This is a genomic window from Chryseobacterium sp. BIGb0232, from assembly GCF_024810195.1.
GTDB classification, from domain to species: domain Bacteria; phylum Bacteroidota; class Bacteroidia; order Flavobacteriales; family Weeksellaceae; genus Chryseobacterium; species Chryseobacterium pennae.
On sequence record NZ_JANUEH010000002.1, the window covers coordinates 106,727 to 131,984 of the forward strand.

Here is a 25,258-nt window from a genome sequence, read left to right on the forward strand (position 1 = left end):
GTATGGTTTCAATTACTTAACCTTAGGATAAAGTTTATTTTTCAGGTTCATAAAGTAAGTTTCAGATTCTTTAAAGTCATTGCTTTTCATGAATTTAAGAACCACATTCAGATAAAATTCTGAAGGATGGAACTCTGAACCCATTTTCACTGAGAACTTCTTATAGTCTTCCTCCAGTAAACCAGGATTTTTAGCAAGCTGCTTAATATCTGTTCTGAACCCTTTGAATATGAATTTCAAGGCTTCATAATTTCCGGGATAAGAAACTGTTCCATGCGTCTCACCTGCAAAGAAGTGGTGCTTATAGTTTAAAGTTCCATTCTTTTCTATAATCTCTTTAAACTTTTCAATAGCCTGTGTCATGTCTGAATTCCAGTTTTTCTGCTGTTCTTCATTATCTGCCTGAGAAACGTATAAAAACTTATCGGCTGAAAACTTTTTATTCTTTTCCAGGTAATCTTTTGTTCTGGAAATGGTGACTTCATTATCCCACCATAAACTCGGATCGTTCGCCACATAAGCGTTGAAATATTCCGGATGGGTCAAAAAAGTATTAATTGCAAACAGACCTCCGAATGAATGTCCTACCAAAACAGAATAATCCTGTATTCTGTAGTTTTTACTGATGAAAGGTTTCAGTTCTTCCTGCAGGAATTTTACAAAACTTTCACTTCCGCCACTATCAGCAAAAAGGGTTACAGCAGGATTTACCGGATTTTTTTTCTGTGACTTTGTAGGGGTAAGATCTCTTGTACGTTCTGTATTTTTAATCCCGACTACAATACATTCCGGAATATCGGCATAAGGAGTTCTGGCAATAAAATCCGACAACCCTGCATAATATTCAAAGTTGGTTTCACCGTCTAAAAGATAGATAACAGGATACTTTGCTGGATTGATAGCCGTATCGTTATACGTTTTAGGCAGATGGACCCAAATTTCCCGGTTTTCATTTAAAACTTTCGAAAATAAAGTCTGCTTCTCTCCTACTGTAATCTTTTCCTGAGCTTTCCCGAATGTGAAGAATGAAAATACCAATAGATATAAAATTTTAAACCAATTGTTCATGATGTGATTCTTTTCTATGTTGATGAATGTTTTTAATTTCGTTTCCTTTTTTACCGGATTTATTCCTTCTTCCCCACCAGATCAGGAACCCAGTAACCGGAAGGCTGGTACAGATGATTCCGATAATGAAGGTGAAGATTTTCCCAAACATTCCGCCCCAATAGCCAACATGCAGGTCAAAATTCATGTGTTCGATCACTTCATGCATCAGGACTTCTTTCGGGTAATTGATTTCGTCTCCGGTATACTTATTGACTTCTTTGCTTTTACCGTCAACAATACTTTTTAAACCTATAAATTTGGCCGCTACCACATTGTAAACGGTGGCAGAATCCTTACGCGGCACGCTCATTCTGACTTGGTTTGCGCGTGGAATTTCTTTAAAGCTTCGGTCTATGAAATCACTAAAAGAGAGTGCTTTTTTATCAGGATCATATTTTGGCTCATACTTTTCTGCAATCTTATGGGCATCAGCAACGCCTCCAAAGGCAGCCTGGGTAAGATCTGTCAAAATCTTATACGCCATAACCAATCCGGTAATGGTAATAAATACAGCCGGTAACAGAGAATAAAATCCAAAAACATTATGGAAATCGTAATTCTTTCTGCGCCATTTCGTGCCTGATTTAATCTTAAATGCAGTGGTTCTTGTTGTTTTATTCCATTTTTTCGGCCACCAGAGGATCAATCCGCTGATCAGCTGAATGAAAAATATAATAGAAGCCACTCCTACTACCGTTTTCCCAAATTTACCTGCCAATAACTGGGCATGAATATGAGCGACCACATAGAAAAACTCGTAGCTTTTTGTAGAACCCATTACTTTTCCAGTGTATGGATCAAGATAATGATAGGCAAATACGCCTCTTGGTCCTCTTCCTTTGCCTTTAGGTTTTTCTGCTTTTTCAGTATTTTTATCTTTCGGTGGTTTGGTGGCAGAGGCTACACGGAAAGTTCTGTCCGCTTCCCTGTAAGTATCAAAATAGAAAGCTTTTCTGTCCGGAACCTGCTGGTGAAATTGAACCAACAGTTCTTCAGGTGACATTTTTTTGGCATGAGCCGGAGCCTGAATGTATTTGGCAGTTCCGGCGCAAAGATCAACGATCTCGTCACAGAAGACGAAAACCGTTCCGGAGAGCGTAACGGTAAGTACAATAATCCCGGAAACGAGTCCAAGCCAGAGATGGAGCCATCCTGTAATTCTTTTGGTCAGGGATTTCCCCTGCTTTTTCTTGGGGTTAGTTTTTTTATTTTCCATATCTGAAAGGGTTGTCTTTGGATCATTATTGTTGGAGAAGCACAAGGGCGCGAAGATTCTTAAATATGTCTATAAGGTGCAAAGATTTTATCTTCGATAAAACTGTAGGCTGCACTATATTATTTCCCGCTGATTTCACAGATTACGCAGACGTTTGAAAACAGATAGTATACTCTATTTAAGCTTTTGAAAATTGATATATAACGGGCTTTTTTTGCTGGAAATCTCTGATTTTATTTGCGCCATTGCGCTTTTCCAATCAACTTTAAGATTGAGACAAGGTTTTTTGTTTTTAAAAAATATTAGAATTTAAATGCGAAGTTGGCCAGGAATTCTCTTGGTTTTTGTGGCTGTCCGTAGAAATTCCAATAGGTTTGGTTCAAAGCATTGTTCATTTTCAGACCGATTCTGTATTTTTTCTTATCGTAGAAAACAGTAGCACCTACTGTTGTATAGGCTGGTGCCAGGAAATGGTTTCCGATGTTGATATAGGTTTTATCTACAAAGTTGAATCCGGCTCCAAAACCAAGCCCTTCATAAGCTCCGTCCATGATTTTATAGCTTGTCCATAAGTTTGCAACATGTTTAGGTGCCCATGCTACTCTCTTTCCCGCATCTTTAGTTCTATCATCATAACGGTTATCATTATACCCGTACCCTCCTACAATGTTCCATCCTTTTACCGGATTGATGACAAGATCTATTTCAAATCCCTGATTCTTGATATTACCATCCTGTCTTTTTCCCAAACCTCCCGGATCTTCAATGACTCTATTCTTCACTCTCATGTTATAATAAGAAATAGTGGACAGTAGCTTTTTACCAAACAGATCTAATTTAAATCCGGCTTCAAACTGATTTCCCTGTTCCGGATCCCATTTGGTAAGAATTCCATCCTGATTAGGTCCTGGAGCAATATTCTTAAATCCATTCACATAGTTGGCAAAGAATGAGATTTCATCTTTTTTAATTTCATATACCAAACCAAATTTCGGGGAAAATTGCGTCTGGCTATAGCCATCGGTTCCGGCGACTCCATTTCTTTTAATATCTCCATTTTTGTAATGATCCATTCTTAAACTTGCCATTACAAGAAAATTATCTGTAACATTTAATACATTGGAAACATAGGCACTGTATGTACTGTATTGAGAGATTTCATATTTTGTAGCGGTTCTTGGAAGTTTTTTTACAACGTCACGCGAAATAGGAGTCCAATCTGATGTGTCATTTAATATAACAATATCATTTCCTTTTTCAGTACCGTAATTTTCTCCGAATATTCCATTCAAAGGATAAGGAGCAAATGCAGAATTTGTATTTTTACCCACTGTAAATACCGGATATTGGTTTTTGCTGGTCTGCTGGAAATAATCCAATCCTACTACCAATCGGTTTCTTAAACCACCAATTTTAAAATCTCCAATAAAGTTCTGCTGAATATTATCTGTTGTGATCTTATAGTTGTCAAAAGGACGGATACTTCTACTTACCCTGTTATTATCCATATAGTTCAATACCAAAAAGACAGACTCTTTCTCGTTGGCTTCTCCTCTTTGGTAGGATGTTCTGGAAGTCCATTGATCATTAAATTTATGGGTAACTTCAGCCATTGTTACAAAATTGGTTCTCTTCGATCCAACATCATTACTCGTAAACGACCTGCCATGAACAGCTTCAAGATCTTTCATTGAGTGAAGAGTCAATTTTTCAGACTGTCTCACATACGCATTCAACGTTTTTTCCGGTGCATGAAATTCTGTATCTAAGGTTACAGTAGTCTTATCACTTACCTTATATAAAATACTTCCAGAGAAAAATACTCCTTTATTATATCCTGCATCCTGAAAAGAATCCTGAGAATACCCCGCTACATTAAACCTTGCTAATGCTGTTTTTTCTTTATTTAAAGGAGTATTGACATCTGCTGTAATTCTGTTCATTCCCCAGCTTCCGGTAGTATAATTGATGATTCCACCGAAGTTTTCCTGTGGTTTTTTAGTTACAATATTCACAACCCCGCCATAATTGGCCAAAGTTCCACCAAATAAGGTTCCTGATGGTCCTTTGATTACTTCTACTCTTTCAACATTTGCAATCTCCGACTGTACCCTTGGGTTTTGAATTAACCCGTTTCTGAAACTGGCATTGGAGCTGAACCCTCTCAGGAAAACATCATTCCCACTGTCGTTCACACTATTGCTTACTACTACTCCAGGAACCGAAGCCATCGCCGTATTGAAGTCGGTTGCGCTCATCTCACTGATGATTTCTTTAGGAACAAGATTGTAAACGGTTGGATTTTCAAGATTTTCTAACGGAAGCCTGGCTACGGATTCAGATTTTTTGGTTCTGTAATTATGAGTTCCCTGTAGGGAGACTGACTGGATCTCCGCTACTTTAAGGGTATCACTTTCCTGTGCACTGAGCATGGTGACTGCTAATAATGATGCAGAAATAATAGTTTTTTTCATTTTTATAATTAAGCTTAGTGCCGCAAAAGTACTTTATTTTTATTGATTCTAAATAAAAATATGACACAAATCATAAATTTCAAACCTTGAAAAAGGCCATAAATAAAGGGTTTTCGGCACACCGAAAACCCTTTATATCAATTGCAGATGAAATTTACACCTTCTATTTTGGCGGAAATTATAATATTCTGTATGGTTTATCCAATCTCTTAGACAATAGCAGCCACCATCATAGACATATAATAATTGGCACAATGTAATGAAGTAAACAACAATAAGTCTTTATTGGAGAATCCTTCAAAACTGTCAGAGGTAGTAATATGATATTCGTAATTCATAGAGGTCCATTTAAGATGGGGTTTCATTATGAAAAGTTCAACTCCTTCTTGGTCTGTAAGTACAAATGCTTCTTTAAATACTCCTCTATGTTTAAAAGCAAAGCTCTCTTTTATTCCATCAAAATATGTTTGTACCACTATTTCTCCATTCCAGTTCATCCTGAATTTTAAAAGAACTTTATCATGATCTTTCAATTCAATGGTGGTTCCCCAAAAACCTTTTGGTTCGACAAGATAAGAATGGTTTGAAACTTCTATTTCGGCATTAAACCTGAACCAGTTTTTATAAATAAGCTTTCCTATTAACTGATCGTCCTTAGTAAGTTCAAAGGATAAAGAATCATTGGATTTTGCGTAATATTCTGCCATGGTTGTTTTATAGTTTGGTGAAATTAGATCAGGTTATAACAAATATTGAATTATATATTTATGATCCCCCTAATTTACAACCTCTTATATAAATCAGCAAAAAAAATTAAACAGGTTAGTTTTACTAATAATTCTTTCCAAACCAATATTCCCATTTTTCAGTATCAATACCGAATTTTCCCTGCCACCATCGTGCCGGATACCCTACATCGTCATTTCTGATTGGCCTGTGTTTTCTTTCAGGATAAGTAATATACTGCTCAGCATACCCAAAATGCTCATCATCGTGTAAAATACCAATAACTCCCATAATTTCCAGTAATGCTACCCTTTCATCATCATTTGATTTGAATGTTTTTGAAATCCGTTTTTTAAGCTGAGAAACCCTATCGTTCGGCTCTGAGGTTTCAATGATTTCTTTCAGTTCATTTAATATCTTATCATCATTATCACTAGGCATGACAACAGGTAGTTTCGGAAATTGTTCTACATCAAACAACACCTGGATTAAGCTATCAAAGCAAGCCCCGTGTTTATATTTAAAATAATTGATGGTATTAAACTCGATAGGTTCTTCAAATTCAAAGGTATGAAGTTCACAGACTGCGCAAATTCCCTCATTAGGTTCCGGGCTGGCTATAAAGCTATGTTCTGACAATGATTGTGCAATACAGTAGCTTGATAAAAATGAACGATATTCCAATTGCCTTGTACTTAAACTGTAAAGAAAGGCATTGACAACATCCTGCTTTTCAATCTTAGCTACGGCAGCCTTAATTCTTCTGCAAATATCATCATGACTGATATTTTCCTGCTCATACATTACATTATGCTTTTTTGCATACTCAAAATCGTCTTTGGTAATATATTGCATATAAGAATCCCAATCAAACCAATCACTTAAGCTTTCATCCTGAGAGGTTTTTATGGCTTTAAATAAAATATTTATTGCTTTTTTATCCATGTATTATTGATCATCATGTTACCTATTTTCATTCCCCATCAAGGCAATAAACGGCAGCATACTATTTATTATTTTGTCTTCAGATATATTCCAGCAATGGTGGCGTTCAATCCGAATTGTCCGCTGCATACTCCTTGGGTATGCTGAACCAAAGCGAATCCTTTGTAAAACTTTACTCTAAATTCACAATCGTCTGTATCTGCCAGCTTATAAGTAAAATCAGTTGTTTTAAGGCTGATGGTATCATCGTCTATTTGTGCAAGATTTCTTGCCGGTTCTCCGGTAATTGATGTTATTCCAAAAACTGCTTTTGAATCGGGCAATCTTTTAATTTCCAAATCTCCCTGATACCCTGCCTCACTATACTGGTAATGATAACGTCCAAACAGATCTTCTACTTTTGTTTCTATTTCCCTTGAAATGAGAGCAGTATCCTTTTTTACCAGATTGAGTACAAGTTCCTTTCTGGTCTTTGGTGAAAACCAACTTCCTTTGAAATCACCATCCGCGGGCTTTCCGGTAATAACACCCGTTATATTTCCAGATTTTTCAAACTCTAAAATCCTGTAGTTATTATCATCGTCAACGGTTCCCAAAAGGGTAATAGGCAATCTATTTTTAGTATTCAGGTATGTGATTTCTCCAACAATTACATTACCATCCAGTTGATAGTGGATAAACACTGGGGTTTTCCCGTTGAGCAATCCTTTCCATGATATTTCTTTCCCGACCTGAGGTTTTACTGATGCTAAAGTGACTGATTCTTTGGGAATAGCAGAAGCAGAAGCCTTATCTTTTTGTTCAGGCTTATTACAGGAAACAATTGCCAATAACGGAATGTAAAATAAATATTTGTATTTCATGGTACTCTCTTTATGCTAATATACGGCCTGGAGAGGAATTTAGATTACTTTTATAAAACTATTTTATCTCCATAATTTATTTGATAAACCTGAAAACCTACAATTGATAACACAAACTGTGGATGATGACAAATATTTCCGGCTCATCAATGACATTTATGAGTCTAAAAATACATCGACTATAATGCTATACGTATGAATGAACCAACCAATCCAAGAAGTCGGATATTTTTGACATTGAATTAAACAAATTGCTCTGCTAATTTACCAATCAACCATGGTGCTGTATTATCTTCCTCTCCTTCATTGGTATTATCTACATGGGTAAAATCCCAGGTACCATTTAAAAAATCAGCGGCATGAACACTTTCATGAATTAATGTATTGACTGCTGTTTTTAAGCTGTTGCTAAAACAGCGTGTATTAAGCTTTATCAAAGTTGTACTCACAGTTTTTGCGTTTACACAGGTTCTTGGTTTAAACGGGTTCATCTGCCAATATGTTTCTATTTGAATTTCCTGATTTGCTTCTCTGAGAATATCAGAAATCTGAGTAGGGGTTAGTTTTGTATTATAAAACTGAGGAAGTTTTTTAATTTGTTCAAAAAATTCGGAATTACTCAGAATTTCATTTGCTTTGTCAACGGCAATCTTAATACTGATCTGATCCCCCTTAAAAATAAGTTTCATAGTTTTTTGTTTTTTTGTTAAAGCTACTGATTGGAAAAAATATAAGATTCCAAATCTACGCTCTCTAATTCCAATTGTTAAGAAATCTTTTCAAAAAATTCTTACCGTTTTCAGACAAAAATTTATCTACACATTGCACAAGATAGCTTTCTTCTATAGATTCAGAATTTTTGTTTTTAAACACTCTGATCTCCTTCAACGGTTCCAGTCTTTTATCTACAATTGGTAAATAAACAAGAAGATCATTTCTAAGCTTTCCTAAACTTGTCACATCATCATAGGGATTTATAGGATTTATAAGTCCGTCATAATCAGATCCTATACAGATATGATCCCATGGACTGCGTTCTCCTACCCAATTCATTTCTGAATACCCTAATCTTACGGCATAAAGAATGTGCGCGCAAAGCAGATAGATGTGTCTTACTTCACGGTCTGTTTTGGATTCGGTTGTAAAGGCTTCTTTAAGATCAAAAGTTCCTTCTTTAAACCATTTACGCCATTCGTAAAGAGGTATTGCTTCCGGGTCTTTAAAATAGTCGGGTCTGGAACCGTCCATCATACTTTTAGCAGCTCCTAAAATACGCTGATCCATCGAAATTCCTATAAGTCCATTACTTTTCATAATTTCCAAAATCTCCTCATCAAATAGATTGATTGTCCATGGATTGGAAAATAATTTATTATTCAAAAGAAAATCTGTTTTACCTATTGATTGATTTTTAGACTGAATTTCGCAGATCGTTTTACCCTGAACATATCTAAAATCAGAACGATAGTTTTTCTGTTCTAAAAAGTCTTTTATGGAAGAAAATGTAAACCCGGTATGAGAAGAAATAATTGGTAACCGAAGCGTTTCCGGATGCTCTGATCCCAATTCTTCCCGGAACTGATAAAATTTGTGACGGGAAAAAACACTCATATGTTTAATGTCAATAAGGGATGGGTTAGAATGAAGAAATACAGTCCGGATAAAATCTTTTCCCTTGTCAGAGATCCCAAAACCTGACTTTGGAATAAAATCTTCACTCCGGAAAGCGATTTGTGCTGTACCGTTTAAAGCCTGTGCAAAACCACACATATGCTGTTCAGGGATCTCACTAAGATGAACAAGATTAATACTGAAAATATCTACATTTTCTTCATCATTCTGAATTTCACGATAACACTTTTCCGGGTTCGTAGCTGTGGCTGTATCTCTTATTTTAGCATTCGAAAAGTTATGAGCACCTTCAACAGAAAATGCAAGATAAGTATACTGTTGATTGCTAAAAATATCTTCAGCAGAAGGCTTTTTCCTGCTGATAAATTTTATTTTGAAATCATTTTCCAGCATAGCATAATTTGATTGATAATAGCCAATTTCTTCTTTCAACAAATCAAAATAGGTAGTTTCTCTGTTTTTCACACGATCTATAAAGTCCCAGTTGATGGGAAGCTTAGAAGAGCTAAAGCCTTTAAAAAAACCATTTATATTTTCTGCAAATGCATATTCCATAGCCATAAGAGCTGTCACTCCGTACCCGAGTGAACTACTTTTTACCATTCCAGGCGAAGACTGGCTGTCGAATGCATTACCCATAAACTCATCTATGATACTCATTACTCCTTTTGTTTTAAAATTGGAGCTTAGAGGAAGGCGGCCAGTATCTTTTTTGCTGATCAAATGTTTAAACAACAAATGAAAGTGAAAATCGAATATATTTTTCATAATTTGTGTTTTAAGGAGTAAGCACTTTATCTCTTATCGCATTAAATGTGGCAAATGATTCATTTTCTTCACGATTACTTATACTTTCTGTATCAGTTCTACCCATAAAGGTATTACGTCTCACAATTTTTTTGGCATGATCAGACATTTCATACTCCTCATCTTGAAGACTTTCTTCATTTTTCACTCCTTTGATAATGCTTCTCATAATTCCATTCCAAAGCATCTTCAAGCTTTCCCCAACGGTTCTGAACCCCATAGCAATACGGCTTATATCTTCACCATTATATGCATTATTTAAACTGGAAGCAACCGGAAGATTAGTTTTTAAAAGCTTATCAACATCTAAAATCCCTGCCCCGAAGTCTTTGGAAGGAAGACTGTGCTTGGTTCTTGCCGAGTCTTTAAGACTGGTTCTAAATGCTTCAACAACCTGATAACCATGATAAGCTTTCAAATCTTCTCTGTTTTTGTAAAGCCAAAGTACAGCTGCAGATGAAACATGGGGAGTGGCATAGCTCGTTCCATGTCCATATGCCATTCCATAGCGGAACAAGCCCGAATCTTCTTTTAAGGATTTTGGCACATAAACATGCATTCCTGGAGCTGTGATATCTACGGCTTCTCCCCTGCATGATCCTTTCCATTCTTTATCATCGGGGTTTGATGCTGCTACTGCAATGGTTCCGGGATGTACGGCAGGTGCAACGACTTCTTTCACTTCATTTCCTGCTGCACAACACCATATAATGCCTTTTTCATATACTTTTTTTGCCAGATTATAAGTCGTCATAGTAGGTGGTAATCCCATACTTGTAGTAATCACTTTTGCTCCCGTTGCAATGGCTGCATCCACTGCTTTTGCCAATTCTTCCTGCCTTCCTATAATTATTACATCCTGTGCAACCCTGTAAGGAATAAGCTTAACACCGTTTTGATTTAATAAACCACAGTTACCGTTTTCTTCTGCATCAGAATAAGGGTTTCCAATAATAATACTCCCTGTTCTAGCACCGTGACCGGCATCTGCCAGAGTAAATATTTTATGATGTTCTTCTTCTCTGGAGTTGTCATCATCATCTACAAAATCATAATCCTCAGTAAGATCAAATGAACCATAGTTTTTCGGATGATGGGAATACCCTGTATCAAACTGGACGATTTTTACTGAATTCCCAATGATATTTGTTATACCTCCGTTATAATTCACGGCTTTCCAATTCCACTGTCTGTAATCTTCCTTAGTCTTTCCTTTTACATATTTACTGGACTGACTATATAATTCAAGAAAATGCTTCTCATTGTTAAAATCTTTTGAACCTGAGCTCTCGAAAGCTTTAAACTCATCATCATAAGCCACTTCCATATTGAGATAAATTTCACTGTCATATTCTGCATGAATAATTTCTTCTAATGAAAGTAATTCTCTTGCAAATTCGTTTGGATTCTTACCTTCGGCAGAAATATTCAGTACAAATAATTCTTCCTCATCTTCTTTTGCGGAAACCGGAGTAGCAAGATAAAGATCGAAGTCTTTTCCATAATTCAGTGTAAGCTCTGTTTCAAGGTTATTAAAATTTTCCGGGTTATTTTTCGCCAGAATAATGAATGGAAACTTTTTTGAGCCATCGGCAGTATCTACAACATTTTTTGTATTCAGCACCTGATTATCAATTACAGAAACAGGATTTTTCAGTTTTTTTGCTTCATCCTTTACTTGGGTAAGAAAAATCTCCGGCTGATTCTTAACGACTTCTTTGAGTTCTTTTTTGATCTTATTGGTTCTTGCAAGGATTTCGCTTTTCTTTACATTGTGAGCCGGATCATCAAAATTTTTCTTTTGCAGAAATTCTAATATTCTACTGATACGAATTCCGGCATTGGCCACCCATTCAATTTCATCATCCGGTGTATCTAAACTGGCAATGGCCCCTGATTTTGTAAGAGGTCTTTTATTTTCATCCATTTTAGGTACTCCAGTCTGATGCAGAGCAACTATTTCACAAGTACCTAATGCTGTAACCGGAGCGCCTGAGGAACCCGACAAAGAATCTGTTTCATACATAATCAGATCCTGAGTCTCGGAAAAAAAAGAATTATTATTAAGCGAGGTCTTTTTAGGCTGGCCATTAGGATGCTGAATAATAATACACGTTCCTCCTTTAGTTATTTTACCAGCATTACCATCTATTTCTAAAGAAGGAATATCTGCAATTTTTTTTCCTCTGGCATTAAGTTCTTCTAATGCAACCATTGTAAAGTCTAATCCGGAAAATTCATCTTCCGTCTTTTTTTGAATATCTGAAGTAAAAAAGAATGTTTCCGGCTCCAGTCTGAATTGGATGGGATTCAGAATTCTTCCTTCTTCGTCAATTTCATAAAAAAATTCAGCTTTAATATTTGCACATTCTTCCACACTTGAAATCACATGATTATTGGTCATTAAAATATTTCCATTGATTAAAAAGCCAGATCCAAGGGGTTGATTATTATACAAAATCCTGCATACTGATTTGGAAATCTGTAGTACTTTTGAGAGATTTACAATATCTACCAGATCATTTTCTCCGGTTATTTTTTCAATTCCTAAACGGAAATTAAGATCCTCACGGGCAATTCTGGTCTCAAAACGCTTCTGATCATCCTCCAGGTTTATGAGAGGATAGTTTAACAAACGTACTTTTTCCAGCTTTTTTTGATCCCTGATCATTTGATCATACTGATTCGCCAGCTTGTCAACAATGACTGCTTTTGTTTCCCCAGAATTTAAAGAATTAAACATAATATTAAGTTTTTAAGGTTATTAATTCAAAACCAGAGAAACTGAAACAACACTAAACTTATCCTAAATAAACTGTAAAGTATATCAGCAACTAACAATTTCTCCGATAAATAATATTATTAAAGAAAGCGATAAAAAATTACTGAACAATGCTCAATAAGCTGTAATATCACTATTTCTCAGAATATTTTATTCAAAGTTATCATGAATCATTATAATAAAAAATAGCACTTTTGTGTAATAATCAGGATATAAAAAAACCTAACAGGTTTTTGAAACCTGTTAGGTTTAAGATATTTTAGACACTCAATAAATTAACTTCAATTAAGTGGACTATTTAAAGTACTTTTTTAATTAAATTTCCGCTCAAATTCAAAACCTGCTAATCCAATTTTTCATAATAGTGATTTAAATCTGCATTCAGAATGATCCTTGGCTTTCTAAAAATTTTATTTGAAAAATAGGTTTTATAGATAGCTGGTTTGTCAAGTTCCTTATAATGTAGTTCTATTTCAGGATTTATTCCATTCTCAATATGGTATGTTCCAACACTATAAAATTTACTTTTAAATGTGCCATTTCTATATAAAATTAGAGTATCTGCTACATGAGGAGCCTCCACACAACAAGTTAGATTATCAAAATTTTTATTGAGGTATTTTCCATATATACTTTGATCATTTAATGGAAAATCGATATTAAAAATAATCATACATGCGATTCCTAATACAGTGAATATTAGAAGTATTTTTTTCATGGAATTTTAGATATGTTAAAATTAAAACGTTCAATCATAGTGCCCAATAGTCTTTTGAACAGATTTGATTTGATTATTTTCAAATATAATTAAATAATGCTCTCCCGTTGTCATAGAATATTTCACAAAAGGATTTCCTAAAATTTCTGCCCTAAGTGAATCGTTTCTGATTTCAGAAAAATAAATATATTGTAGTGGTCCATGAAAGTCTTTTAATTCCTCAAGCTTTACTACTTTATATTTTTTATCTTTTCTCCAATTCGCTTGGGTATATTTTTCAGATAATGTCTTAATTATTCCGTTTGAAAATGAATTCTCATTTTTGAATTTCTCACTCCCATAAATTGAATAGTTTTTAATTTTATAGACTTTGGGAATTATTTTAACCCCGGAAGCATCGGAATTATATTCTTTAAGCAAAGGTTTCTCCAGGTTAAGTTTATGGGTAATTGAATTATAGGCTAATTCATATTTTCTGAATTCAATATCATATTGAAAATTATTTTTTGCTTTACAAGAACAAATTATAATCAGGGTAAATAATTGAAAAATAAATTTCAGAATATTGTTACAATAATTGAATTGATTATAAATAAACAGCATAATTAGTAGTTAATTTTCACTTTAAAATTACAACCATTATTCTCATCCAAAGCATATTGTTTACCGTCTTTTCCTTCTTCAATGAGCTTTAAAGCTTTTGATGTCACCGAAAAAATTAAATTTAGATTTTTAAAATGATCTTCTAAAAGATAATATTCATCAATACGAAACCTTGATTCTATTCTTATTTCATAGTTACTGTAGTCTTTCTCAGCTTTTTTATAAAATTGTATTACAGCCGAATCAAGTCCGTTATCAATACTTAAAATATATTTTCCATTCTCTAAAATTTGAGGAAAATTGTCTGTGATGATAGATACTTTATTTTTTTCATTGTAAAGAAGAAACCCATATATTTCAAATCCGGACATCTGAAAAACATAAAAGCCTGCTTTTTTATCAACTAGTTTAAATTTTACTTTGCAAGATTTTACCTTTCTTAGCTTATTATCTTCATAAAATGAAAAAGTTGCGCAAGAATCAGAGAAAACCAGAGGGAATTTCATTTTGAATTCGTTCAATAATTTTAGATTTTCCTCCTTAAAGACCTGATCTAACGCAATCTTACTTGACTTCAATCTACTATACCTTTCATCATTAAGATATTCAATTTTCACAGCATCTTTTGCCTGTATATTGTATGAAAACATTTGACATTTTTCATCCTCAAAAGGTTTTATGATTTGACATTTTCCAGATTGAAAAATTAATATAAAAATAATTGGTAAAGATTTTATCATCATCTTAGATCTATTAAAAAGTAGCTTTTCAAAACTATGCATTATATCAATTCAATTTTCAAAAGTTATTGCTGATAAAAGAGTTACAATTTAGAAACCTGTTAGGTTTATTTTCGAACATTAATAAGACATTATATTCCACAACACGCTTATTTAATTTTTAAAATATAATCATTACTAATAAACTTCGTTTTATTTTTTAATTCTGCTGGAGTAAATACTTTTCCATCCATCTCAACACTTTTAATCTTGTCCCTCCAATTTCCATTATGGCTTTTATCAATTCTTGTTGTTGAATTGGGATAGATTTCCAGAACAATGGCAGAATCACCTACCACTTTTTTTTCAAGAGACTTTAGGCTTTTGATTTTTTGAAAAGACCGGGGTGTCAATACCTCATTCTCATAATTAAACTCAAAGCTGCCAGGATCATTGGCAATGGCTTTTGAGATCGGATAATTATAATTGATCTTTATTATTTTTTTAGTTGCAGTCAGGTTTTGAATATAAAAATCGGTCAAATAAGAACATCCAGAAAAGACCAGAACGAAAATAATACCTAAAAAGACTGTTATAATTGGCTTTATATGCATTGTATTTTAGTTTCTATAGTTTTTTTACTTTAGGACAAGCTTCTTTATTGTGGACATCAATCTCAGCATGCCTATTGATAAGCCAATCGAATAAAACATTATATTGTTGTGTTTATTTACTAAGTACTTTTAACAATATCTGCAATTATTTTTTGTCTGTCTCCTATTGGTATAAACTTTTGATTATTATTGATTCATTACTTATTAATTCTCCTTAAGAAACTTAAGTCTCTCTCCTATCCTCAGTCCTTCCAAAGGGTTCTCACAACGTAAGATATCTTTTATGATTGGTTTGATATATTCCTGTCCTGCCAAAACAATGAATTCATCATTCTGTAAATCCGTTTCCTTTGAGAGCTGTCCAATGATTTCCTTACCCCAATTTAACTTTTCCTTGGAAGTCAATATGGTTTGCCCTATTCTTCTTTTAGCTTTAGAAACATTGCTTAAGGTTACATCGTAAGGTGCAATTTCCTTATCAATGTCAAGCAAATAATGAAGTCCCGAAAGGATAAATATTTTGTCAGGGCCTCGTTTGTTGGCATATCTCCAACTCAACCTAAATAATGGACTGGTATATAAATGCTTTGCCTTGGTTTTCACACTTCCTTGTTGGGAGGCACAGCTGATTAATATTATTTTCTTAGCCATAGAACTTGAATCATGTTATTGTGGTTATTTCCCTGTTATCGTCTTCAGGGTAAACTTAGCCAGTTCTTCATTAGACCTCGTAACATCTGATGAAAAAATAAGATTTCCCAATATTTGTTTCGCTTCTTCTTTTTTTCCTTCATCATTTAATATCAAAGCCTTATTAATCAACAAAATCCCTTTTGTTTCAGCATCAGGACTCTTTGAAAGCCCTTTCTCAATGGCATCAAGTCGTGCAGTCTTATCATCCAGTAGGTAGGACAATTCTTTCCATCCTGGAGCAAAGTCTGGGACTTTTTGGGTTATCATTTTTGCAATTTCAAGTTTCTTATTCTTGTCTGCCGTCCATTCAATCTGCATATAGGCAGTATATAAACCTTTAGGAAATTTGCCTTCATTTTCTCCCTCCAATGAATATAAAGCAGTCTTTACCGTAAAGAACCCTTTGGGCTCCAATTCATCAGTCTTTTTATAGAACTTCAAGGCATTATCAAAATCTCCTTTCAATAAATAAGTAAAGGCCAAATCATAAAAAGGATATGCCCAATTCGGTTGAATTTTTGTTGCTTCATCAAGTTTTGTAATGGATAGGTCATATTTACCAGATTGTCCCAATTGTCTTGCTTCCTTATGCAGTTCTTTTGCTTTAGGATCAATATTTTGATTCTCCATTATCTCATAGTTTATTTTGCCTGTGGTATTGGCGATATCACTTTTGCTCAAGGAATGTCCCAAATTATCCTTGAAGACAATATCATTTTGCACAATATTCTCTTGTTTTTTATCCGTCTGGCAAGCTGAAAAAGTCAAAAATGCAGAGCCCAAAATGGCAGGTAATAGTTTCATACTTTCTTTTAAATGTCTATGTTTTCTTTGCTACCCAATTTACACATTTCAACAATTTAATTTGTGTATTTGTGGCATTAAAAATAAAAAGTCCCGCAAGAAAACTTGCGGGACTTCAACTATTTATTTTTCGAAATTACATCGTCTCCATTTTGAAACTCATGCTTTCAATTACTTTTAGGATTGCTTCTACTGTATCCATTGAAGTTAAACAAGGAACACCGTTTTCCACACTCATTCTTCTGATCTGGAATCCGTCTCTTTCTGCCTGTTTTCCTTTTGTAGTGGTGTTTACTACATACTGAACTTTTCCTTTCTGGATCAGGTCGATAAGGTTTACACTTTCTTCTCCAATCTTGTACCCTATTTTGCAAGGGATTCCTTTTTCTTCGAAGAATTTTGCTGTTCCTTCTGTAGCCCAGATTCTGAACCCTACTTCATGGAATCTTGCTGCCAAATCAGCTGCTTCTTCCTTGTGCTTATCTGCTACTGTGAACAAGATAGAACCGTGCATTGGAACTTTTCTTCCTGCTGCGACCAATCCTTTGTAAAGGGCTTTCTCTAAAGTAGTATCTTTCCCCATTACTTCTCCTGTAGACTTCATTTCAGGGCCTAAAGAGATGTCAACCTTTGTCAGTTTTGAGAATGAGAATACTGGTACTTTTACAAAGACTCCTTCTTTATTCGGAACCAATCCGTTTTTGTAACCAAGATCAACCAATTTCTGTCCTAGGATTGCTTTCGTTGCAAGGTTCGCCATTGGAACTTCAGTAATTTTAGATAAGAAAGGGACTGTTCTTGAAGAACGTGGATTTACTTCGATCACATATACGTTTCCTTCGAAAAGTACGTACTGGATGTTCATTAATCCGATCACTTTCAGTCCTTTTGCCAGTCTTTGGGTATAATCTACTAAAGTCTCAATTTCGCTTTGTGAAATATTCTGTGGCGGGTATACTGCGATAGAGTCTCCGGAGTGAACCCCTGCTCTTTCGATATGCTCCATAATTCCTGGAATGACCACTGTTTCACCGTCACAGATTGCATCTACTTCAATTTCCTTTCCTACCATGTATTTGTCAACCAAAACAGGGTGTTCAGGACTTGCATCTACTGCATGTTCCATGTAGTGAGCTAATTCTGCTTCTGCGTATACAATTTCCATTGCTCTACCTCCAAGAACGTAGCTTGGACGCACTAATACCGGGTAACCGATTTCGTTCGCAATTTCTATCGCTTCTTCTTTTGAAGTGGAAGTTCTTCCTTTTGGCTGAGGAATTCCCATCTCCTGAAGTGCTTTTTCAAATTTATCTCTGTTTTCAGCTCTGTCAAGGTCTTCTAATGAAGTTCCTAAGATCTGTACTCCGTGAGAAGCTAACTTATCTGCAAGGTTGATCGCTGTCTGTCCTCCGAACTGTACCACTACTCCTTTAGGTTTTTCAAGCTCGATGATGTTCATTACATCTTCTTCCGTTAATGGCTCGAAGTATAATTTATCTGAGATAGAGAAGTCTGTAGAAACAGTTTCAGGATTGTTGTTGATGATGATCGCTTCGTAACCCATTTCTTTGATTGCCCAAACTGAGTGTACCGTTGCGTAGTCGAATTCAACTCCCTGTCCAATTCTGATAGGTCCTGACCCTAAAACGATGATCTTTTCTTTATCAGAAACTACACTTTCGTTTTCCTCTTCGTAAGTTCCGTAGAAATAAGGTGTTTCAGATTCAAACTCAGCGGCACAAGTATCTACCATTTTGTAAACCGGCATTATTCCGTTTTCTTTTCTGAAGTTGAAAATCTCACGTTCTTTTACATCCCAGAGTACTGCAATATTGACATCTGCGAAACCTAATCTTTTAGCTTCAATTAATGTTTCTTTATCAAATTTATTTTCAGCAATAACTTTTTCGAAATCAACCAGCTTTTTCAGTTTCCAGATGAAGAATTTGTCGATTTTGCTCCATTCTACGATTTGTTCCCAATCATATCCTCTTCTTAAGGCATCTCCGATGATGAATAATCTCTCATCATCACACACTCTGATTCTTCTTTCGATTTCTTCAGCTGTAAGGGCCTGAGCCTGCTTAGTTTTTAATCCTAAATGCTTGATTCCTGTTTCTAATGAACGGATCGCTTTCTGTAAAGACTCTTCAAGGTTTCTTCCGATTGCCATTACTTCTCCAGTTGCTTTCATCTGAGTAGAAAGTCTTCTGTCTGCTGTTTCGAATTTATCGAATGGGAATCTTGGGAATTTTGTAACCACATAGTCCAGAGCAGGTTCGAAACATGCGTATGTTTTTCCTGTTACCGGGTTCATGATTTCATCCAGTGTTAATCCTACCGCAATCTTTGCAGCGATCTTTGCAATCGGATATCCTGTTGCCTTACTTGCTAAAGCTGATGAACGGGATACTCTAGGGTTTACTTCGATGATATAGTATTCGAATGAATGTGGATCTAGCGCTAACTGTACGTTACATCCTCCTTCAATTCCTAATGCTCTGATGATCTTTAAGGAAGCATTTCTCAATAATTGGTACTCTCTGTCTGAAAGCGTTTGAGAAGGTGCTACTACGATGGAGTCCCCTGTGTGAACTCCAACCGGATCTATATTTTCCATGTTACAAACCACAATGGCATTGTCGTTTGCATCACGCATTACTTCGTATTCAATTTCTTTGAAACCTGCAATAGATTTCTCGATAAGGCACTGTGTAACTGGGCTGTGTTTTAGTCCCAATTCGGCAATTTCTTTTAATTCTACTTCAGTGGAAGCGATACCTCCACCTGTTCCTCCCATAGTAAAGGCAGGACGAACAATTACAGGATATCCGATCTCATTAGCAAAGGCAATTGCTCCTTCTACTGTGTTTACAATATCAGATTCCGGAACCGGCTCATTCAATTCTCTCATCAGCTCACGGAAAAGGTCTCTGTCTTCTGCTCTGTTGATTGCAGAAAGTTTAGTTCCCAATACTTCCACTTTGCATTCTTCAAGAATTCCTGATTTTTCAAGTTCTACCGCCATGTTAAGACCAGTCTGCCCTCCAAGCGTTGGTAACAATGCATCCGGACGTTCTTTTCTGATAATGTGGCTTACAAACTGTAATGAAATCGGCTCGATATATACTTTATCTGCGATTTCTACATCTGTCATGATTGTTGCAGGGTTTGAATTGATCAAAATTACTTTGTAGCCTTCTTCTTTCAAAGACAGACAAGCCTGCGTTCCTGCGTAATCAAATTCAGCTGCCTGCCCGATAATGATAGGTCCTGAACCGATTACTAAAATTGTTTTTATATCTGTACGTTTTGCCATTTTTCTTTTTTTATTAGAGTCAAGAATCTAGAGCTAAGAGCCAAGATTTCCAGACTTTATTTTAAATTATTTTTAAATGAGTAAATCATTCTTTGAATTTCAGAAACTTCATTTAATAAAGTATTTACTTTTTCTTCTGCTAAAAGGTTCAACTCTTTTACCAAAATCAATTGAGTCTGTAATTCAAATGCAGAGCCTAAAGCGATAGCAAGAAAATGATTAAACTCTTTATTGCTATTTCTTCCAGAACCTTCGGCAATATTAGAAGGAATAGAAATGGTGCATCTCTTAATCTGTGAAATTAAACCATACTTTTCATCACTATTGATTTCCAAACAAATAGTATATACATGTTTTGCCAATGCAATAGATTTCTGCCAGAAAAGTAAATTTTCAAACTTGTGCATATATTTCCTCTTAAGTCTTGACTCTTGGTTCTTGGCTCTTGAATCCTACTTTTTAAAGTCTTCCATCATTTGGATAAACTCATCAAATAAGTAGTTTGCATCTTCAGGGCCTGGACTTGCTTCAGGGTGATACTGAACGGAGAAACAAGGGTGGATTTTGTGTTTCAAACCTTCGTTTGTTCTGTCGTTCAGAGCGATGTGTGTTTCTACAAGGTCTGTTCCTTTTAAGCTTTCCTGATCTACTGCATATCCATGGTTCTGAGATGTGATCGCTACTGTATTTTTTGCTAAATCAAGTACAGGGTGGTTTCCTCCTCTGTGTCCGAACTTCAGTTTGAAAGTTTTTGCTCCACAAGCAAGACCAATTAACTGGTGTCCTAAACAGATTCCGAAGATTGGAACTTTTCCTAATAATCCGCGGATCATATCCAGTGCGTGTGGAACATCTTCAGGGTCACCAGGACCGTTGGAAAGCATAATTCCATCCGGATTCATCAACAGGATATCTTCTGCTGTTGTATCATGAGAAACTACAATGATATCACAGTTTCTTTGAGATAATTCTCTGATAATTCCCAGTTTGGCACCAAAGTCTACCAATACTACTTTGAAACCTCTGTTAGGGTTTGCATAAGGTGTTTTTGTAGAAACTTCTTCTACCTGGTTGATTGGGAAAGTAGTTGTTTTCAACTCTGCAGCTGTAGCTGCTTCATCCGCATCTGCATTCACAATTTTTCCTTTCACTACGCCGGAGTTACGAAGAATCCTTGTCAGTCTTCTTGTATCAATTCCTGAAATTCCAGAAAGGTTTTTCTTTTTAAATAATTCATCTAAAGTGATCTGAGTACGGAAGTTAGAAGGAAGATCGCAAAGTTCTTTTACGATAAGTCCTTTAATAGCCGGCTCAATACTTTCATAATCATCACGGTTAATACCATAATTCCCGATAAGCGGATAGGTCATACAAACTATCTGACCACAGTATGATGGGTCAGAGATCAATTCCTGATACCCTGTCATTCCGGTATTGAAAACTACTTCACCTGCAGTTTCCAATTCTGCTCCGAAACCTTCTCCATGAAACACTTCACCGGACTCCAGTATTAATTTTTTCTTCATTTTTTCTATTTAGATTTTCTTTTTTATTAACAGGTCGCCTCTTCGAGGCTTTTTTATCTTCCAAAGGACTTCCCCTGTGGTTATTATCAGGTCGCCTCTACGAGGCTCACATAATTAATGTCTTTCTTATTTTTCCAGGGGTTTCCGCCCATGGCTATTAACAGGTCGCTCCTACGGAGCTCACTATACTTTTTACTTTTATCCTGGCTCTTTTTACTTAAAAGTAAACCCTTTTTCTTCCAGTGCATCTTTTAAGATGGCCATTCTGGCAAAAACACCGTTTTCCATTTGTCTGAAAACTCTTGAACGCTCACATTCTACCAGGTCTGAGTCTATTTCCACTCCTCTGTTGATAGGTGCCGGGTGCATGATGATTGCTTCTTTTTTCATAGCCTTCTCCCTTTCTTTCGTCAGTCCATATTTTTTATGATAGTCTGATGCAGTGAAACTCATGGCAGCATCATGTCTTTCATGTTGGATTCTTAATAACATCAGAACGTCTACTTCAGCAATCAGTTCATCTACTGAAAGATAAGTTCCGTTGATTAGTGCTCCTTCGTCAAACCATTGTTCAGGTCCGGAGAAATATACTTTAGCGCCTAATCTTCTTAAAGCTTCAGCATTTGAGTTGGCAACACGGCTGTGTTTTACATCTCCTACAATTCCTACTTTTAATCCTTCAAACTTTCCGAATTCCTGATAGATGGTCATCAGATCCAACATACATTGTGAAGGATGGTTTCCTGTTCCGTCTCCTCCGTTGATGACAGGAATCTTAATATTTTCCAGTTCCTCGAAATATCTGTCTTTCTTATCCCTGATCACTACTAAATTTACTCCCAGACTTTCAATTGTCCTTACCGTATCATAAAGACTCTCTCCTTTATTTACAGAACTCTGTGAAGCATCAAAGGGAACTATCTGCAATCCTAATTTTCTTTCTGCAATATCAAAGCTTGTTTTTGTTCTTGTACTGTCTTCAAAGAAAAGATTGGAGCAAAAAACTTCGCCTTCAATTTTAGCAGTTTTTCCATTTCTAAAAGCCATTGCTTCTGTCAGTATACTGTTGATTTTCTCGGTACTTAGTTCTGTAATCGTAAACATAATCTTAATTTTTAAGCATAAAAAAAGCGAAGACAACAATCTTCGCTAATAACAATAAATATCGTAAAGGGCGCTTTCGCCCGGTAAATCTAATGATATAAATGCTTTTTTATTCATTAGGTGCAAAGATATAACAATTTTATGAACCTACAAAAATTAAGTTTGAAATAAATTAAAAACTTCAGTACTTCTTATTCTCATTTAAAATTGATATTTTTGTTAACATTCAAATATATTCTATGGATTTAAAAGACAAAATGATTCTCAGCATTATACAGGAAGACTCCACCTTATCTGTTAAAGAAATTTCAGAAAAGATAGGTCTTACCTTCACTCCGACGTATGAAAGAATCAAACAACTGGAGAAGCAGGGGATCATTCAGAAGTATGTAGGTCTTTTAAACCGTGAGAAACTGGGTCTGAATATTGTAGTCTACTGTAATGTACGTCTTAAAGAGCAATCCAAGAAGGTATTGGAAACCTTTGAGAAGCATATTGGAAAGTATGATGAAGTACAGGAAATCATCAGTCTTTCCGGGGAGTATGACTATATGTTGAAGATTATTGCCAAAGACATCAACTCTTATAATGAGTTTGCGGTCAATGTAATTTCAAACATTCCTAATATCGGACAGTATCACAGTTCTATTGTACTTCATGAAGTGAAAAAGTCTACTAAATTCAAGATTGACCTTGAATAGTTTTCAATTTTAAACCATTAAGAAACTTTAGGTGACGAAGAATAGTTAAGGATATCCGCAAGCTAATTATAAAGCTATGCAGAAAATTCAAACTTTTCTTAACTCATCTTATCTTAAAGAACCTTAAATGGTTCAATCATCAAATTCAAAGATCAAAATAAAATCCAACCATTAAGACAGCTTAAGCAATTAAGATTTAAGGATTTCACAACGATAAAACATAAGGCGATCTAAAGTAATTTTAGATTTTTATGTCTGCCTAAGCTTTTATTATCTTAATGGTTTAGATTTTAACCTAATAATTTATTCTTCAGTTTATTGAACTGGTATTCTATTTTATCCAGGCAAAGGTTTCCTATACTTCCCTGGTGTGAATGATTCAAAGCGCCTGGCTCGAATTCAAACTCATTATTTTCAATTTCCTGCCCTACTTTCACATAAGCATCACGGAAAGAACTTCCGTTTTTCACTTCTTCATTAATTTTCTCTACGCTGAACAGGTATTTATATTTTTCATCTTCCAGAATTCCGTCTTTCACCTGAATATTTGGTAAAGTATAGCTTAGAATCTCCAGACATTCCTTTAATGAATCAATTGCAGGGAAGAGAATTTCCTTCGTCAACTGTACATCTCTGTGGTATCCTGACGGAAGATTATTCGTTAGCAAAATCAACTCATTTGGTAACGCCTGAATTCTGTTGCATCGTGCACGAACCAGCTCAAAGATATCCGGATTCTTTTTATGCGGCATAATACTGCTTCCTGTTGTAAATTCTTTCGGAAAGCTGATGAAATTGAAGTTCTGATTCAGATACAGACATACATCATAAGCAAATTTCCCAAGTGTTCCCGCCAGAGTTGCCATTGCCATTGCTAATAGTTTCTCAGATTTTCCACGAGTCATCTGAGCATAGACTGAATTATAGTTCATAGACTGGAATCCCAGATTATAAGTGGTACTTTCACGGTTGATCGGGAAAGATGAACCATAGCCTGCCGCTGATCCCAATGGGTTTTTATTGATGATATTTTTAGTTGAAAACAACATTTCAACATCATCCAAAAGTGCTTCAGCATAAGCTCCAAACCACAATCCGAAAGAAGAAGGCATAGCAATCTGCAAATGGGTATATCCCGGAAGCAGCACATTTTTATGCTGATCTGCCAATTGGATTAAGATCTGAAAAAACTCATCTGTTAGTGCCGTAATTTTACGGATCTCATCTAATAAATACAGTTTGATATCCAATAAAACCTGATCATTTCTTGATCTTGCCGTATGAATTTTCTTTCCGATGTCTCCTAATTTTGTAATCAGGATTGCTTCTACCTGAGAATGGATATCCTCAGCTTCTTTATCAATTTCAAAATTACCATTTTCAATTTGCTGTAAAATATCATTTAATACTGCCAGCATCTGCCCGGATTCTTCCTGAGAAATAATTCCGGTCTCTGCAAGCATTGTACAGTGTGCCATAGAACCTTTAACATCATATTTTGCTAAACGTTCATCAAAGTCAAGGTCCTTTCCTACTGTAAAGTTATTGACTAATATATTGGTGGCCAGGTCATCCTTTTGCCATATTTTTTTCATAAGTACTGATTGATTTTCTAAGACTGCAGGTTATCATATACTGATTTCATCACAGTCCGATTTAAAATATTTGATTGATTTTGACAAGCCCAGCAAGACTATCCTTATTATTACTATTAACTATAAAAAAACATTTCCTTAATATGTAAAGTCCCTTTTAATCGTATTGTTTGCATAAATCCTTATTAAAACGTGAACTTTATTGCCTGCTGAGCATTTGTCAAAATATATAGTAAGCTGGAAGTCTGAAGCTAGAGGCAGGAAGTTAATAGTAAACCACAATAACTTCCTTTCTTCCTTCTTCCCG

Annotated in this window: 21 protein-coding genes; 1 reads left to right on the plus strand and 20 read right to left on the minus strand. The window is 35.3% G+C overall.

Translation table 11 applies throughout. From position 1 onward, the window contains the following. Nucleotides 1-12: 12 nt before the first annotated feature. The 19 genes from M2372_RS06650 to M2372_RS06740 form a co-directional block, all read right to left on the minus strand. The gene (locus M2372_RS06650; RefSeq protein ID WP_123319633.1) at nucleotides 13-1,068 is read right to left on the minus strand and encodes an alpha/beta hydrolase; all 1,056 of its coding nucleotides are present in this window, start codon (nucleotides 1,066-1,068) and stop codon (nucleotides 13-15) included. After that, nucleotides 1,052-2,326, minus strand: coding sequence for a PepSY domain-containing protein (locus M2372_RS06655; protein WP_123320112.1), 1,275 nt, complete (start codon nucleotides 2,324-2,326; stop codon nucleotides 1,052-1,054). The genes M2372_RS06650 and M2372_RS06655 overlap by 17 nt, the downstream gene beginning before the upstream one ends. A 302-nt stretch (nucleotides 2,327-2,628) precedes the next feature. Beyond that, nucleotides 2,629-4,800, minus strand: coding sequence for a TonB-dependent siderophore receptor (locus M2372_RS06660; RefSeq protein WP_123319634.1), 2,172 nt, complete (start codon nucleotides 4,798-4,800; stop codon nucleotides 2,629-2,631). A gap of 209 nt (nucleotides 4,801-5,009) precedes the next feature. Then, nucleotides 5,010-5,507, minus strand: coding sequence for a hypothetical protein (locus M2372_RS06665; protein ID WP_123319635.1), 498 nt, complete (start codon nucleotides 5,505-5,507; stop codon nucleotides 5,010-5,012). Nucleotides 5,508-5,631: 124 nt separating this feature from the next. Beyond that, complete coding sequence (locus M2372_RS06670) at nucleotides 5,632-6,471, minus strand: hypothetical protein (protein WP_123319636.1); 840 nt, start codon at nucleotides 6,469-6,471, stop codon at nucleotides 5,632-5,634. Nucleotides 6,472-6,539: 68 nt separating this feature from the next. Then, entirely contained in the window at nucleotides 6,540-7,334 is a 795-nt protein-coding gene (locus tag M2372_RS06675) for a hypothetical protein (protein ID WP_123319637.1), read from the minus strand. Between the two features lie 242 nt (nucleotides 7,335-7,576). Further along, on the minus strand, nucleotides 7,577-8,023 hold the full coding sequence (locus M2372_RS06680) for a M91 family zinc metallopeptidase (RefSeq protein ID WP_123319638.1): 447 nt from the start codon (nucleotides 8,021-8,023) through the stop codon (nucleotides 7,577-7,579). 64 nt (nucleotides 8,024-8,087) lie between these two features. Continuing rightward, nucleotides 8,088-9,734, minus strand: coding sequence for a membrane dipeptidase (locus M2372_RS06685; protein WP_148060765.1), 1,647 nt, complete (start codon nucleotides 9,732-9,734; stop codon nucleotides 8,088-8,090). A 10-nt stretch (nucleotides 9,735-9,744) separates the two neighbouring features. Then, nucleotides 9,745-12,516, minus strand: coding sequence for a S8 family serine peptidase (locus M2372_RS06690; RefSeq protein WP_123319640.1), 2,772 nt, complete (start codon nucleotides 12,514-12,516; stop codon nucleotides 9,745-9,747). Between the two features lie 382 nt (nucleotides 12,517-12,898). Continuing rightward, the gene (locus tag M2372_RS06695; RefSeq protein ID WP_123319641.1) at nucleotides 12,899-13,273 is read right to left on the minus strand and encodes a hypothetical protein; all 375 of its coding nucleotides are present in this window, start codon (nucleotides 13,271-13,273) and stop codon (nucleotides 12,899-12,901) included. 30 nt (nucleotides 13,274-13,303) lie between these two features. Next, complete coding sequence (locus tag M2372_RS06700; RefSeq protein WP_148060766.1) at nucleotides 13,304-13,693, minus strand: hypothetical protein; 390 nt, start codon at nucleotides 13,691-13,693, stop codon at nucleotides 13,304-13,306. Between the two features lie 185 nt (nucleotides 13,694-13,878). Then, nucleotides 13,879-14,619, minus strand: a complete 741-nt coding sequence (locus tag M2372_RS06705) for a hypothetical protein (RefSeq protein WP_123319643.1) — start codon at nucleotides 14,617-14,619, stop codon at nucleotides 13,879-13,881. A 146-nt stretch (nucleotides 14,620-14,765) separates the two neighbouring features. After that, a complete protein-coding gene (locus M2372_RS06710; protein ID WP_148060767.1) occupies nucleotides 14,766-15,209 on the minus strand; it encodes a hypothetical protein in 444 nt (147 codons plus the stop codon). 204 nt (nucleotides 15,210-15,413) lie between these two features. Then, a complete protein-coding gene (locus M2372_RS06715; protein WP_123319645.1) occupies nucleotides 15,414-15,860 on the minus strand; it encodes a DUF6884 domain-containing protein in 447 nt (148 codons plus the stop codon). Between the two features lie 24 nt (nucleotides 15,861-15,884). Beyond that, entirely contained in the window at nucleotides 15,885-16,706 is an 822-nt protein-coding gene (locus M2372_RS06720; RefSeq protein WP_123319646.1) for a lipopolysaccharide assembly protein LapB, read from the minus strand. A 136-nt stretch (nucleotides 16,707-16,842) separates the two neighbouring features. Further along, nucleotides 16,843-20,025: a carbamoyl-phosphate synthase large subunit gene (carB, locus tag M2372_RS06725; protein ID WP_123319647.1), complete on the minus strand. Its 3,183-nt coding sequence runs from the start codon at nucleotides 20,023-20,025 to the stop codon at nucleotides 16,843-16,845. 56 nt (nucleotides 20,026-20,081) lie between these two features. Next, nucleotides 20,082-20,432, minus strand: coding sequence for a four helix bundle protein (locus M2372_RS06730; protein ID WP_123319648.1), 351 nt, complete (start codon nucleotides 20,430-20,432; stop codon nucleotides 20,082-20,084). Nucleotides 20,433-20,477: 45 nt separating this feature from the next. Then, nucleotides 20,478-21,551: a carbamoyl phosphate synthase small subunit gene (locus M2372_RS06735; RefSeq protein WP_089733467.1), complete on the minus strand. Its 1,074-nt coding sequence runs from the start codon at nucleotides 21,549-21,551 to the stop codon at nucleotides 20,478-20,480. A 213-nt stretch (nucleotides 21,552-21,764) separates the two neighbouring features. Next, nucleotides 21,765-22,655, minus strand: coding sequence for an aspartate carbamoyltransferase catalytic subunit (locus tag M2372_RS06740; protein ID WP_123319649.1), 891 nt, complete (start codon nucleotides 22,653-22,655; stop codon nucleotides 21,765-21,767). Between the two features lie 239 nt (nucleotides 22,656-22,894). Here M2372_RS06740 and M2372_RS06745 point away from each other — a divergent pair, with 239 nt between their 5' ends. Beyond that, nucleotides 22,895-23,356, plus strand: a complete 462-nt coding sequence (locus M2372_RS06745) for an Lrp/AsnC family transcriptional regulator (protein WP_045495405.1) — start codon at nucleotides 22,895-22,897, stop codon at nucleotides 23,354-23,356. 290 nt (nucleotides 23,357-23,646) lie between these two features. On the opposite strand, the gene argH is transcribed toward M2372_RS06745, so the two are convergent. After that, nucleotides 23,647-24,951 (minus strand): argininosuccinate lyase, encoded by a 1,305-nt coding sequence (gene argH / locus M2372_RS06750; RefSeq protein ID WP_123319650.1) that lies wholly within the window; start codon nucleotides 24,949-24,951, stop codon nucleotides 23,647-23,649. Between the last annotated feature and the right edge of the window lie 307 nt (nucleotides 24,952-25,258).